The sequence below is a fragment of the Streptomyces meridianus genome (assembly GCF_023703325.1).
Lineage (GTDB): Bacteria > Actinomycetota > Actinomycetes > Streptomycetales > Streptomycetaceae > Streptomyces > Streptomyces meridianus.
The window spans coordinates 86,252-98,735 of record NZ_JAMQGM010000018.1 but is presented as its reverse complement, the minus strand read 5'-3'; the positions used below and the strand labels follow the sequence as shown (position 1 = coordinate 98,735).

Below are 12,484 nucleotides of genomic sequence, written 5' to 3'. Positions count from 1 at the left end.
CACTCTTGCAGCCACTGAGGCCCCGGTGGACGCGTCCCCGTAATCTGGGGTGATGCTGCCCGAAGTCATCGCGACCCGGTACGTGACGCCCCTGCGGGAGGGCGGCTCGCTGCCCGGCATCGTCGAGGCCGACGATCTCGGCACGTACGTCGTCAAGTTCACCGGAGCGGGCCAGGGCCGCAAGACCCTGGTGGCCGAGGTGATCTGCGGGGAACTCGCCCGCAGGCTCGGGCTGCGTGTTCCCGATCTGGTGGCCGTCGAACTGGATCCGGTCATCGGGCTCGGGGAACCCGACCAGGAGGTCCAGGAACTGCTCAAGGCGAGCGGCGGCCTGAACCTCGGGATGGACTACCTGCCCGGAGCGATCGGCTTCGACCCCCTGGCCTACGAGGTCGCGCCCGACGAGGCCGGGCGGATCGTCTGGTTCGACGCCCTGGTCAACAACGTGGACCGGTCCTGGCGCAATCCCAACATGCTGGTCTGGCACGGCGAGCCGTGGCTGATCGACCACGGCGCCACGATGATCTGGCACCACAACTGGCCGACCGCCGCCGGCGCCGTCCTCAAGCCGTACGACGCGTCCGATCACGTGCTGGCGCCGGTCGGTCCGGCCATCGCGCCCGCTGCGTCCGCACTTGCTCCGCTGGTCACGCGGGAACTGCTGGAGGAGGTGACGGCGCTGGTCCCCGACGTGTGGCTGACGGAGGAGCCCGGCTTCGCCTCCCCGGACGAACTGCGACAGACCTACGCCGACGCGCTGCTGGCCCGGTCCGGGAACGTGCACGAGCGGATCGTCCTGGGCCCGCCGAGCGCCGACGGGCCGTCCCGGGCGCCGGGCTGGCTGACCGGCAGGCCGCAGGGGCAGGAGGTGCGATGAGCGACCGGGACGTGTTCGAGTACGCGCTGCTGCGGGTTGTGCCGCGTGTCGAGCGCGGTGAGCAGATCAATGCCGGAGTCGTCGTCTACTGCCGCGCGAAGTCCTGCGTCGTCGCCCGCACGTATCTGGACGAGGCGAGGCTGCATGCGCTCGACCCCGGAGCGGACGTCGAGGGCATCCGCTCCGCACTGCGCGCTGTGGAGGACGTGTGCGAGGGCGGTCGGCGGGCCGGGCAGGCGGCCGGCGACGCGGCCGGGCGCCGGTTCCGCTGGCTGATCGCACCGCGCAGCACGGTCGTCCAGCCGGGGCCCGTGCACACCGGCCTCACCACGGATCCGGCGGCGGAGGCGGAACGGCTGCTCGGCCTTCTGGTGCGCTGAGATGCGGCCGAACGGGCCCGGGGTCGCGTGACTTGGGGCCACCGGGGCCATGGGCCGTTGACACCGGGTGCCAGGGCTTCTAGCGTTTCGTCCACCGACCTACTAAGCGGTTGCTCACTCACCTGGTGTCCACCGCACCGAGAGCGTCCGCCGGGGAGGGACCGCACCCGAACGCGAGGAGAATCCGCATGTCCACCACCGAGCAGCGCGTGGCCATCGTGACGGGCGCCGCCCGCGGCATCGGCGCAGCGACCGCCGTCCGTCTGGCCCGGGAAGGCCGCGCCGTCGCCGTCCTCGACCTCGACGAGGCGGCCTGCAAGGACACCGTGGAGAAGATTTCGGCCGCCGGCGGCAAGGCCCTGGCCGTCGGCTGCGACGTGTCGGACGCCGACCAGGTGGAGGCTGCCGTCGCCCGGGTCGCCGCGGAGCTCGGCGCGCCGACCCTCCTCGTCAACAACGCCGGTGTGCTGCGCGACAACCTGCTGTTCAAGATGAGCGACACGGACTGGGACACCGTCATGAACGTGCACCTGCGCGGTGCGTTCCTGATGGCCCGGGCTTGCCAGAAGCACATGGTCGATGCCAAGTTCGGCCGCATCGTCAACCTTTCCAGCAGCTCGGCGCTGGGCAACCGCGGACAGGCCAACTACTCGACGGCCAAGGCCGGACTGCAGGGCTTCACCAAGACCCTCGCGATCGAGCTCGGCAAGTTCGGCATCACCGCCAACGCCGTGGCGCCGGGGTTCATCGTCACCGACATGACGGCAGCCACCGCCGAGCGCGTCGGCATGGGCTTCGAGGACTTCCAGGCCGCGGCCGCCACGCAGATTCCGGTGCAGCGCGTCGGCCACCCGGAGGACATCGCCAACACCATTGCCTTCTTCACCGGCGAGCAGGCCGGCTTCGTCTCCGGTCAGGTCCTGTACGTGGCCGGCGGCCCGCTCAACTGACCAGGAGACCCACACATGACCGAGCACACGCAGGACAGCGGCAGGGTCGCGCTCGTCACGGGCGCCAGCCGCGGCATCGGATACGGCATCGCCGAAGCCCTCGTGGCGCGCGGCGACCGGGTCGTCATCACCGGACGCAACGAGGAGGCCCTCAAGGAGGCCGCGGACCGGCTGTCCCGAGGTGCCGAGGACCGGGTGATCGGGATCGCGGGCAAGGCCCACGACGAAGCACACCGGGCCGAGGCCGTCGAGGGGGCGATGGCGGCGTTCGGCCGTCTCGACTACCTCGTCAACAACGCCGGTACCAATCCGGTGTTCGGGCCCATCGCCGACCTCGATCTCGACGTGGCGCGCAAGGTCTTCGAGACCAACGTGATCTCGGCGCTCGGGTTCGCCCAGCAGACCTGGAAGGCGTGGCAGAAGGACAACGGGGGAGCGATCGTCAACATCGCCTCCATCGCGGGTGTGTCCGCCTCGCCCTTCGTCGGCGCCTACGGGATCAGCAAGGCCGCGATGATCAACCTGACCCTGCAGCTGGCCCACGAGTTCTCACCGGGTGTCCGGGTCAACTCGATCGCCCCCGCCGTGGTGAAGACCAAGTTCGCCAAGGCGCTCTACGAGGGCCGGGAGGAGGAGGCCGCGGCCGCCTACCCACTCCAGCGCCTCGGCAGGCCCGAGGACATCGGGGGCGCGGCCGAGTTCCTGCTCTCCGACCGCGCCGCGTGGGTCACGGGCCAGAACCTCGTCGTGGACGGCGGCATCTTCCTCAACGGCGGAGTCGGCTGACATCGGTGGCGTCACGGGCCCCGCCTCCGCGTCGTGCGGGGCCGGGGCCCGCTGCCGTCCCCCGTCCGGCCGTCGCACTGTCGGTCGTCACCGGTACGTTCATGGGTGGCGGAACCGTTGACACCGGAGGTTGTTGTGACCGACATGCTGCCCGATTCCTGGCGCGGCGTCCTTGGCGACGAGCTGGACAAGCCCTACTTCAAGGAGCTCGTCGCGTTCGTCGAGGAGGAACGGGCACGGGGGCCGGTCCACCCCCCGCGCGAGGAGGTCTTCGCGGCACTCGAGGCCACCCCCTTCGACCAGGTCAAGGTGCTGATCCTCGGCCAGGACCCCTACCACGGCGAAGGGCAGGGCCACGGGCTCTGCTTCTCGGTGCGCCCGGGGGTCAGGACGCCGCCGTCGCTGCGCAACATCTACAAGGAGATGCGGGACGACCTCGGCCACCCGGTGCCCGACAACGGCTGCCTGCTGCCCTGGGCCCGGCAGGGGGTCCTGCTGCTGAACGCGGTGCTCACGGTGCGTTCGGGCGAGGCCAACTCGCACAAGGGAAAGGGCTGGGAGAAGTTCACCGATGCGGTCATCCACGCCGTGTCCGCCCGGCCCGACCCCGCCGTGTTCGTCCTGTGGGGCAACTACGCCAAGAAGAAGTTCCCGCTCATCGACACCGAACGGCACGCCGTGATCCAGGGTGCCCACCCCTCCCCGCTGTCCGCCAAGCGCTTCTTCGGCAGCCGCCCGTTCACGCAGATCAACGACGCGATCGAGGCCCAGGGCCACAAGCCGGTCGACTGGCGCATCCCGGACCTGGGCTGACGTGCCGGGGCGCCCCGAGCGGAGGCGGCGCGGCGGCCCGGCACCCGCCCGAGTCGGTGAAGTGTGCATGGCGTGCCGGGCGCGTCGGACCGGGGACCAGCCACCCTGACGGTATCCACGGGGCTGGAGCGGATGGCGCCGGAAACCGGCTTGCCGTACTTCACGACCCGAGGAGGCGGCAGTGACCGGCGAGTGCGGGGACCAGCAGTCCGAGGATGCCGTGACGACCAGGATCGGGCAGGCCGTCATGCTGCACCACGGGGGAGACCGGGAGGAGGCGCGCAACCGGCTCGCCCTGCTGTGGCAGGAGATCAGCGACAACGGCGACGCTTTCCACCGGTGCACCCTGGCGCACTACCTCGCCGACATGCAGGACGACCCGGCCGATGAACTCGCCTGGGACCTGAGGGCGCTGCAGGCCGCGGAGCAGGCGTCGGTGGCCGGTCCCTCGCACGGCGAGAACCCGGCGGTCCGGGCGCTGTACGCCTCGCTGCACCTGAACCTGGCTGCCGACTACGCCCGGCTGAACCGCCCGGACGAAGCCCGTCTGCACCTCGACATGGCCTGGCGGGCCTCCACCGCGCTGCCGGACGACCGGTACGCCCAGGGCGTGCGCACCGCGATCGGACGGATGGAACTGCGGCTGGCGGGAGGGTGACCGGGCAGGGAAAGAGCCTCGCACGGTCACCCTGCCCCGGCGGGCAGGTCAGACTCCGGTGGCCCCGTCGATCCGCTCGCGCAGCAGGTCGGCATGGCCGTTGTGCCGCGCGTACTCCTCGATCATGTGCACGTAGATCCAGCGCAGGTTGAACTTTCCGCCCTCACGGTTCTCGCGCACGGCGAGGTCGTCCAGGGACCGCCCGCCCACTGCGGCCCGCGCGGCGGCGACCTCGGCCTGCCAGGTGGTGTGGGTGTCCTGCCAGGTGTCCCCGTCGCCCGCCCGGAAGTCGCGGTCGGGGTCGTCCTCGGTGTAGAAGATCGGCTCGATCTCCTCCCCGGTGAGCACCCGGCGGAACCAGTGGCGCTCCACGTCCGCCATGTGGCGGACCAGGCCGAGCAGGGACAGCATCGACGGCTCGGCCGAGGCCGTGCGCAGCTGTTCGTCGGACAGGCCTTCGCACTTGGCCACGAGGGTCTCGCGATGGAATTCGAGCCAGCCGTCCAGCATGTCGCGTTCGCCGGCGGAGGCGGAGGGACCGGTGCGCTCGGATGAGGTCATGGCCGTCATCATGGCGGCCCGGCGGCCCGGTCGCGAGCGAAATACGCCGCCCCGCACCGCGTGCCCCACGCCCGCTCCCGCCGCCCGGGGACGGCACCGGGACGGACCTCCCGGACCGTGCCGGACACCCCGGCGGACGTATGCTCCGGAGAAGGACCCGCGCATCCACGCGCCCCCGCCGGACTGAGGAGACTGGGGTGAAGGTCGGCTGCATCGGGCTCGGCGACATCGCGCAGAAGGCCTATCTGCCGGTACTCGCCGCCCTGCCCGGGCTGGAACTGCACCTGCACACACGGACGACCGCCACCCTCGAACGGGTCGGCGACGTCCACCGGATCCCGATCGACAACCGCCATGCCGAACTCGAGTCCCTGCTCGGCGTGGGCCTCGACGCCGCCTTCGTGCACGCTCCCACCCAGGCGCACCCGGCGCTCGTCGCCGGTCTCCTGCGGGCCCGCGTCCCCACCTACGTCGACAAGCCCATCGCCTACGAACTCGCCGACACCGAACGTCTCGTCACCCTGGCGGCCGAGCACGGCACGGGCCTGGCCGTGGGCTTCAACCGGCGCTGGGCGCCCGGCTACGTGCAGTGCCGCGACAGTCCCCGCGACCTGATCCTCATGCAGAAGAACCGCATCGGCCTCCCCGGCGCACCGCGGACTTTCGTGCTCGACGACTTCATCCACGTCGTCGACACGCTGCGCTTCCTGGCACCCGGCGAGATCGAGGACACCCGCGTCCACGCGCGGGTACAGGACGGGTTGTTGCACCACGTCGTCCTCCAGCTCGCCGGCGACGGGTTCACCGCCGTCGGCATCATGAACCGGATGAGCGGCTCCGCCGAAGAGGTGCTCGAGGTCTCCGGCCGGGACACCAAGCGACAGGTCCTCAACCTCGCGGAAGTCGTCGAGCACAAGGGACAGCCGAGCGTGCGCCGACGCGGTGACTGGGTGCCCGTGCCCCGGCAACGGGGGATCGAGCAGGCAGTCCTCGCCTTCCTCGACGCGGTCCGGGCGGGGGAGCAGCTCACCGCCGAGGACGCGCTGCTGACCCACCGGATGTGCGAGTTCGTCGTCTCCGAGGCGCTGCGCCAGGCCGCCTGAAACGCCGTCCGGCCTCGACCGCGGCGAACACCAGGAGAACACCGGCCGACAGCTGCAGCGGCCACTCCCCGTACCGGACGAACGGACTCGTGCCGCCGCCGAGCGGGACGTCGTACACCGCTGCCGCCGAGGCGTCGGTGGACAGCTCGCCGCCCACCCGGTTGCCGTCCGGCCCGTACACCGCACTGACACCCGTCAGCGTCGCGTGGACCATCGGCCGCCAGGTCTCCGCCGCCCGCACGGCTCCGAGGGAGGCGTGCTGCTCCGGGGCCCAGCTGTGCTGGAAGGTGGAGGTCGAGGACTGTGCGACCAGTACCTGTGCCCCGTCGCGTACCAGTGCGCGGCTCATGTCGGGAAACGACGTCTCGAAGCAGACCAGGGGGCCCAGCCGCAGACCGCCGGCCCCGCGGCCCGTCTCCGGCAGGTCCATCACCACCGGCGCTGCCCCGCGCCGTCGGTCCTCCGGCGCCGCCTTGCCGACCGAGGTGGCCCAGCCCAGCAGGAAACGCGCGGGGACGTACTCGCCGAACGGCACCAGCCTCATCTTGTCGTAGCGCTGCCCGGTCAGGCCCTCCGGCCCGACCAGCACCGAACTCTTGTAGATCCCGTGCCGGCCGGGGTCCCGCGCATCCACGTTCACCAGCAATGCCGCGCCGGTCTCCCGGGACAGGGCGGCCAGCCGCTGCCGCAGGTCGGGGCGGTCGGCGAGATCCCGGGAGACACCGCTCTCGCCCCACACGACCAGAGCCGGACGCCGGTCGGCGATCTGCCGGGTCAGCTCCTCCTGCCGGTCGAACCGCCGCTGCTGGTTGTCCGCGCCGGTGACGAGACCGGGCTGCACGACGGCCACCCGCACGCTTCCGGCCCGCTCCGGCGCCGGAGTCCAGGCCGAGAGCAGCCATGCTCCGGTGGTGCCGGCGGCCAGCGCGACCGCGACCGCGGTACGCCTGCGGGGCACGGCGAGCAGCGCCGCGAGCCCCGTGTTGGCGGCCACCACCAGGAAGCCGACCAGCCAAACCCCTCCGACGGACGCCAGCCGGAGCGCCGGGCTCACCTGCCACTGGCTCGCCCCGATCAGTCCCCAGGGCCCGCCCAGGTACTCCCAGGAACGGACGGCTTCGATGAGCATCCATCCGGACGGCACCACCGCCATCGCGGCGAGCGTGCGTCCGGGGCCGGGCGTTCCGTGCAGCATCTGCCGCACCAGCCATCCCCAGGGCGCCCACAGCAGGCCCAGCACGGCGGCCAGCACCAGGATGAACACGTGCAGGCTCGGCAGCAGCCAGTGGTGGACGGCCATCAGGTAGCCCATGCCGCCCAGCCAGCCCTCGACGACGGCTCTGCGCCCGGTCGGTGCGGTGCGCAGCAGGAGGATCCACGGCACCAGGACCGCGCAGGCAAGCCACCACAGCGAGGGCTCCGGGAAGACCACGAAGGGCAGAGCGCCCGCGAGGAGCGCGCAGGCTCCCCGCTTCCAGGCCGGGCCCGGGCGCCGCAGCGGCAGGCCGGACGGCGTCCGCATGGCACCTCCCCTTCCGGTGCTCGGCTGGTGACCGGTGCACCACCAGTGTGCGCGCGGTTCGCTGCGAGCGGCGGCATTCCGCTGCGCACCGCGTCGCCCGGGCGGGTGCGGCTCAGGACAGCGGTACGGCGGTGAAGCGTCCGGCGACCCGCAGGTCGCCCTCGATGTGCCGGGCCGTCCGGCGCAGCGGCGGGAGCAGTTCGTCGAGTGCCTGCTCCGGTGTCCTGCGCGCGCTGTGCATCGAGATGTTGACGGCCGCGACCACTCGGCCGGCCGGGTCGTGCACCGGGACGGCGAGCGAGCGCAGCCCCTCCTCCAGTTCGTCGTTCACCAGGGCGTGGCCCTGCCGGCCGGTTTCCTCGACGAGGGCGGCCAGCCGTTCCGGTGCGGTGACGGTGTGCGGGGTCAGCGGGTCGAGGCGGATGCCGGCGAGCCGCGGACCGCGTTCCTCCTCCGGCAGCCCGGCGTACAGCACCCGCCCCATCGCGGTCGCATAGGCGGGGAAGCGGGTGCCCACGGTGATGTCGACCCGCATGATGCGGACGGTCGGGACGCGGGCCACGTAGCGGATGTCGTCGCCGTCGAGCACGGCCATCGACGCCGAGTCGTGCACCAGCTCCACCAGTTCGGCGAGATGGTGGCGGGCGATGCCGGGGAGGGTGAGGCCGGAAAGCGCCGCGAAGCCGAGCTCGAGGACCCGGGGAGTGGGCCGGAACAGGCTTCCGTCCGCGGCGACATAGCCGAGGTGGCGCAGTGTGAACAGGGCCCGGCGGGCGGTGGCACGGGGCAGGCCGGAGGCTTCGGCGACCGTGGTGAGCGGGAGTGCCTCGCGGCCCTCGCCGAAGACGGTGAGGACGGCGATGCCGCGGGCGAGCGACTCGACGAACTCCGGGCCGAGTTCCTGTTTCGAGGCGCGGTTGGCAGCGGTCGCCGCGGCGGGGGCCGGCGCACCGGCGGCCGGGGGCGTCGGCGCCGCGAGCGCCCGCTCCATCCGCTGGGCGGTCTCCCGCAGCCGGGGGAGGACGGCGGCGGCGAGTGAGTCCGTGTCGTGGCGGCTGGTGTGGCTGACGACGCTCAGGGCGCACACCTGGAGTCCGCAGGCGTCGTGCACCGGCACCGCGACGGCGATCAGGCCGGGCTCGATCAGTTCGCCGTCCGCCGCCCATCCGCGTTCGGCAGCGAGCGCCACCCGCTCGGCGAAAGCGTGGTCGCCGCCGTCTCCGGCGGGCACGGCCGGGAATCCGGAGTCCGTGGGGTCCGCGGCCCTGCGCCGGCGCCATTGCTCCCACTCGTCGTGCGTCCAGGCCGAGGCGAACAGGGCCCCGGGGGCTCCCCGTTCGGCCGGGACGAGGTCGCCGACGCGGAAGGCGAGGGAGACCGAACGACGCCGTACGGCCTGATGGACGAAACGTGCCCCGTCCCCGTCGGGCACGGCCAGTGACACCGACTCGTCCAGTTCGGCGGCGAGCCGGTCCGCCAGGGGGCCGAGGAGGCGCGGCAGCCGCGAGGCGGCCAGGTAGGCGTTGCCCAGCTCCATCAGCGGCGGCGCGAGCACCGCGTCCCTCCCCTCGGCGCGCAGCAGGCCGAGGCGGTCGAACGTGCTGAGCGCCCGGTCGACGGTCGAGCGGGCCAGGCCCGTCGCGCGGGCCAGTTCGCCCGCGGAGAGCCGCCCGCCGGCGGCGGACAGGACGCGCAGCACGGCCAGACCGCGGATCAGTGGACCCACCGCCTCCGGGGGCGGAGCGGGGCCGGTCCCCGGATGAGACATGCACTTCTCCCAGCGCGGATGTCGCAGGAACCGCGCCTGCGACCGTTGACAGCACGAGCGGAGGGGGCCAGACTCGCGGACATCGATTATGAACTCTAGTTCACTGTGCGAACAAACGCGAGGAATGGTTCCGTCGGCCGGGTCCCGCGGAGCCGGAGGTGAGGACGATGGCGGCCATCCGGACCCTGCGCGACGCCGTGGCGGATCTTGTCCACGACGGCGACACCGTCGCACTCGAAGGCTTCACCCACCTCATCCCGTTCGCCGCGGCGCACGAGATCATCCGTCAGGGCATCACCGACCTGACGCTGGCGCGCATGACCCCCGACGTCGTCTACGACCAGCTCATCGGCGCAGGTGCGGCGCGCAGACTCGTCTTCTCCTGGGGCGGCAACCCGGGCGTGGGCTCGCTCCACCGCTTCCGCGACGCCGTGGAGAACGGCTGGCCGCGCCCGCTGGAAACCGATGAGCACAGTCACGCCGGCATGGCCAACCGGTACGCCGCCGGTGCGTCCAAGCTGCCGTTCGCGGTCCTGCGCGGCTACCGGGGCAGCGACCTCGTCGGCCGGACCCCGACGGTCTCCACGGTGGTCTGCCCCTTCACCGGGGAGGAACTGGCAGCGGTGGCCGCGCTCAACCCCGACGTCACCGTCATCCACGCCCAGCAGGCCGACCGCCACGGGAACGTGCAGCTCTGGGGTCTGGCCGGGGTGCAGAAGGAGGCGGCGCTGGCCGCCGGGCGGGTCCTGGTCACCGTCGAGGAGATCGTCGGGACGCTCGAGCCGAGACCCGGCGGCGTGGTGCTCCCGGCCTGGACGGTGGACGCCGTGGCCGTGGTGCCCGGCGGCGCCCACCCCTCCTACGCGAGCGGGTACTCCGAACGCGACAACGCCTTCTACCGCACGTGGGACGCCATCGCCCGCGACCGGGAGACCTTCACCCGCTGGATCGACGAACACGTGCGGGGCATCCGTCCGCAGCCCCCCACGCAGGAGACGCCGGCAGCCGGGCGGCCTGCCCGGACACACGAGCCGGGTCCGGGCGGCGACACCGGTGCGGACGCGGCGGCCTGGACCGGTGACGAACTCATGGAGATCAACGCTGCCCGGATGCTCTCCGGTGCCCGGACCTGCTTCGTCGGCATCGGCCTGCCCAGTACCGCCGCCAACCTCGCCCGGCGCATCACGGAGCCCGGGCTGGTGCTGATCTACGAGTCCGGGACCATCGGGTCCAAGCCGACCCGGCTGCCCCTGTCCATCGGTGACGGGGAACTCGCCGACACTGCGGACGCCGTCGTCACGGTGCCCGAGATGTTCAACTACTGGCTCCAGGGCGGCCGGATCGACGTCGGGTTCCTCGGCGCCGCGCAGATCGACCGCTTCGCCAACATCAACACCACCGTCGTGGACCGAGGTCCGGACCGGCCCGAGGGACGCCTGCCCGGCGCGGGCGGAGCCCCCGAGATTGCGGCCAACTGCGGCCGGGTGCTGGTCGTGCTCCGGCACAGCACCCGCAACTTCGTGGAGAAGACCGACTTCGTCACCACCCTGGGGCACGGGTCCGGCCCCGGGGACCGGCGCGCCCTCGGTATGCCGGGGGCGGGTCCGGCTGCCGTCATCACCGATCTCGGCGTGCTCCGCCCCGACCCGGGGACCGCCGAACTGGTCCTCACCGAACTGCACCCCGGGGTCACCGTCGAGCAGGTCCGCGAAGCGACGGGCTGGAAACTGCGGACCGCGGACGACATCACGACCACCTCTCCTCCCACCGCGGAGGAACTCGAAGCCCTGCGCGCCCTCAAGGCCGCCGGAAGGAGCCCCCGTTGACCGACCGACTCCGCGACGTGTACATCGTCGACGCCGTCCGCACGCCCATCGGCAAGTACTCCGGCGAGCTGTCCGACGTGCGGCCCGACGACCTGGCCGCCCATGTCGTCAAGGCCCTCGTCGACCGCGCGCCGGAGCTGGACCCGGCACGCATCGACGACGTCGTGTTCGGCAACGCCAACGGGGCGGGGGAGGAGAACCGGGACGTCGCCCGCATGGCCGTGCTGCTGGCCGGCCTGCCCGTGAGCGTGCCCGGCGTGACCGTCAACCGGCTCTGCGGCTCCGGCATGGAGGCGGTGATCCAGGCCGCCCGCTCCATCGCCGTCGGTGACGCCTCGGTCGTCATCGCCGGCGGTGTCGAGTCGATGACCCGCGCGCCCTGGGTGCTGCCCAAGCCCGAACGAGCCTTCCCCGCAGGCCCCCAGACGCTCCACTCCACCACCCTCGGCTGGCGGATGACCAACCCCCGCATGCCGGCGGAATGGACGGTCGGACTCGGAGAGGGCGCCGAACTCGTCGCCGACCGCCACGGGATCACCCGCGAACAGCAGGACGCCTTCGCGCTCGCCAGCCACGAAAAGGCCGCCCGTGCCTGGAAGGACGGCTCGTACGCGGCCGAGGTCGTCCCCTACGACGGGCCGGTCACCTCACGCGGCCGGGCCGGCGTCCTCACCCGGGACGAGTGCGTCCGCGAGGACACCTCCCTCGAGGCGCTCGCCCGGCTCAAGCCCGCCTTCCGCAAGGACGGCGGCACCATCACGGCGGGCAACTCCTCCCCCCTCAACGACGGCTCGGCCGCCCTGCTGCTGGTCGACGAGGAGGGGCTGAAGGCCACCGGCCGCGAGCCCCTGGCCCGGGTCCGGGCGAGCGCCGTCACCGGTATCGAGCCGCAGTACTTCGGCCTCGGGCCGGTGGAGGCCGTCCGCCGCGCGCTCACCAGGGCCGGAACGGACTTCGGCGGCCTGCGCACCGTCGAGCTCAACGAGGCCTTCGCCGCACAGGCCCTGGGCTGTCTCGCCGAGTGGCCCGAACTCGACCCCGGCATCGTCAACCGGCGTGGCGGCGCCATCGCCCTCGGCCACCCGCTCGGCGCCTCCGGCGCGCGGATCGCGGGAGCCGTCGCCCACCAGCTCGCCGCCGCCGGCTCCGGGACCGGGCTGGCCGCGCTGTGCATCGGCGTCGGGCAGGGACTGGCACTCGTCCTCGAGCGATGACCCGTCCCCGGGCCCCCGGACGCGGA

General features: G+C 72.6%; 12 protein-coding genes and 1 pseudogene. 10 read left to right on the top strand and 3 right to left on the bottom strand.

What is annotated here, in order from left to right:
• Positions 1–52: 52 nt before the first annotated feature.
• The 6 genes from M1E25_RS08790 (at position 53) to M1E25_RS08765 (ending at position 4,464) form a co-directional block, all read left to right on the top strand.
• Positions 53–877 carry a HipA family kinase gene (locus tag M1E25_RS08790; RefSeq protein WP_251412267.1) on the top strand — a complete coding sequence of 275 codons (825 nt, stop codon included), beginning with the start codon at positions 53–55 and terminating at the stop codon, positions 875–877.
• Positions 874–1,257, top strand: a complete 384-nt coding sequence (locus tag M1E25_RS08785) for a DUF3037 domain-containing protein (RefSeq protein WP_251412264.1) — start codon at positions 874–876, stop codon at positions 1,255–1,257. Before M1E25_RS08790 ends, M1E25_RS08785 begins: the two co-directional genes overlap by 4 nt.
• A 188-nt stretch (positions 1,258–1,445) precedes the next feature.
• A complete protein-coding gene (fabG, locus tag M1E25_RS08780) occupies positions 1,446–2,207 on the top strand; it encodes a 3-oxoacyl-ACP reductase FabG (protein ID WP_251412262.1) in 762 nt (253 codons plus the stop codon).
• A gap of 15 nt (positions 2,208–2,222) precedes the next feature.
• On the top strand, positions 2,223–2,993 hold the full coding sequence (locus tag M1E25_RS08775; protein ID WP_251412260.1) for an SDR family oxidoreductase: 771 nt from the start codon (positions 2,223–2,225) through the stop codon (positions 2,991–2,993).
• A gap of 144 nt (positions 2,994–3,137) precedes the next feature.
• Entirely contained in the window at positions 3,138–3,806 is a 669-nt protein-coding gene (locus M1E25_RS08770; protein WP_251412324.1) for a uracil-DNA glycosylase, read from the top strand.
• 247 nt (positions 3,807–4,053) lie between these two features.
• Positions 4,054–4,464: a hypothetical protein gene (locus M1E25_RS08765; RefSeq protein WP_251412322.1), complete on the top strand. Its 411-nt coding sequence runs from the start codon at positions 4,054–4,056 to the stop codon at positions 4,462–4,464.
• Between the two features lie 48 nt (positions 4,465–4,512).
• Here the strand turns inward: M1E25_RS08765 and M1E25_RS08760 are convergent, their stop codons facing one another.
• Positions 4,513–5,025: a DinB family protein gene (locus M1E25_RS08760; RefSeq protein WP_251412258.1), complete on the bottom strand. Its 513-nt coding sequence runs from the start codon at positions 5,023–5,025 to the stop codon at positions 4,513–4,515.
• 197 nt (positions 5,026–5,222) lie between these two features.
• On the opposite strand from M1E25_RS08760, the gene M1E25_RS08755 reads away from it, so the two are divergent.
• Positions 5,223–6,128 (top strand): Gfo/Idh/MocA family protein, encoded by a 906-nt coding sequence (locus tag M1E25_RS08755; RefSeq protein WP_251412256.1) that lies wholly within the window; start codon positions 5,223–5,225, stop codon positions 6,126–6,128.
• On the opposite strand, the gene lnt is transcribed toward M1E25_RS08755, so the two are convergent.
• Together lnt and M1E25_RS08745 are read right to left on the bottom strand one after the other, a co-directional pair.
• A complete protein-coding gene (gene lnt / locus M1E25_RS08750) occupies positions 6,052–7,650 on the bottom strand; it encodes an apolipoprotein N-acyltransferase (protein WP_251412254.1) in 1,599 nt (532 codons plus the stop codon). The genes M1E25_RS08755 and lnt overlap by 77 nt on opposite strands.
• A gap of 112 nt (positions 7,651–7,762) precedes the next feature.
• Complete coding sequence (locus M1E25_RS08745; RefSeq protein ID WP_251412252.1) at positions 7,763–9,418, bottom strand: IclR family transcriptional regulator domain-containing protein; 1,656 nt, start codon at positions 9,416–9,418, stop codon at positions 7,763–7,765.
• Positions 9,419–9,585: 167 nt separating this feature from the next.
• Here M1E25_RS08745 and M1E25_RS08740 point away from each other — a divergent pair.
• The 3 genes and pseudogenes from M1E25_RS08740 to M1E25_RS08730 form a co-directional block, all read left to right on the top strand.
• A pseudogene (locus M1E25_RS08740) lies at positions 9,586–10,383 on the top strand (CoA transferase subunit A); the annotation flags it as partial.
• Positions 10,384–10,506: 123 nt separating this feature from the next.
• Entirely contained in the window at positions 10,507–11,244 is a 738-nt protein-coding gene (locus M1E25_RS08735) for a CoA-transferase subunit beta (RefSeq protein ID WP_251412320.1), read from the top strand.
• A complete protein-coding gene (locus tag M1E25_RS08730) occupies positions 11,241–12,458 on the top strand; it encodes a thiolase family protein (RefSeq protein WP_251412249.1) in 1,218 nt (405 codons plus the stop codon). Before M1E25_RS08735 ends, M1E25_RS08730 begins: the two co-directional genes overlap by 4 nt.
• Positions 12,459–12,484: the final 26 nt, after the last annotated feature.

Coding starts and splice junctions, on each gene's coding strand:
- M1E25_RS08760 (WP_251412258.1), bottom strand. CDS start 5,025: ATGACCTCATCCGAGCGCACCGGTCCCTCCGCCTCCGCCGGCGAACGC.
- M1E25_RS08745 (WP_251412252.1), bottom strand. CDS start 9,418: ATGTCTCATCCGGGGACCGGCCCCGCTCCGCCCCCGGAGGCGGTGGGT.
- M1E25_RS08785 (WP_251412264.1), top strand. CDS start 874: ATGAGCGACCGGGACGTGTTCGAGTACGCGCTGCTGCGGGTTGTGCCG.
- M1E25_RS08770 (WP_251412324.1), top strand. CDS start 3,138: ATGCTGCCCGATTCCTGGCGCGGCGTCCTTGGCGACGAGCTGGACAAG.
- M1E25_RS08765 (WP_251412322.1), top strand. CDS start 4,054: ATGCTGCACCACGGGGGAGACCGGGAGGAGGCGCGCAACCGGCTCGCC.
- fabG (WP_251412262.1), top strand. CDS start 1,446: ATGTCCACCACCGAGCAGCGCGTGGCCATCGTGACGGGCGCCGCCCGC.
- M1E25_RS08735 (WP_251412320.1), top strand. CDS start 10,507: ATGGAGATCAACGCTGCCCGGATGCTCTCCGGTGCCCGGACCTGCTTC.
- M1E25_RS08790 (WP_251412267.1), top strand. CDS start 53: ATGCTGCCCGAAGTCATCGCGACCCGGTACGTGACGCCCCTGCGGGAG.
- lnt (WP_251412254.1), bottom strand. CDS start 7,650: ATGCGGACGCCGTCCGGCCTGCCGCTGCGGCGCCCGGGCCCGGCCTGG.
- M1E25_RS08775 (WP_251412260.1), top strand. CDS start 2,223: ATGACCGAGCACACGCAGGACAGCGGCAGGGTCGCGCTCGTCACGGGC.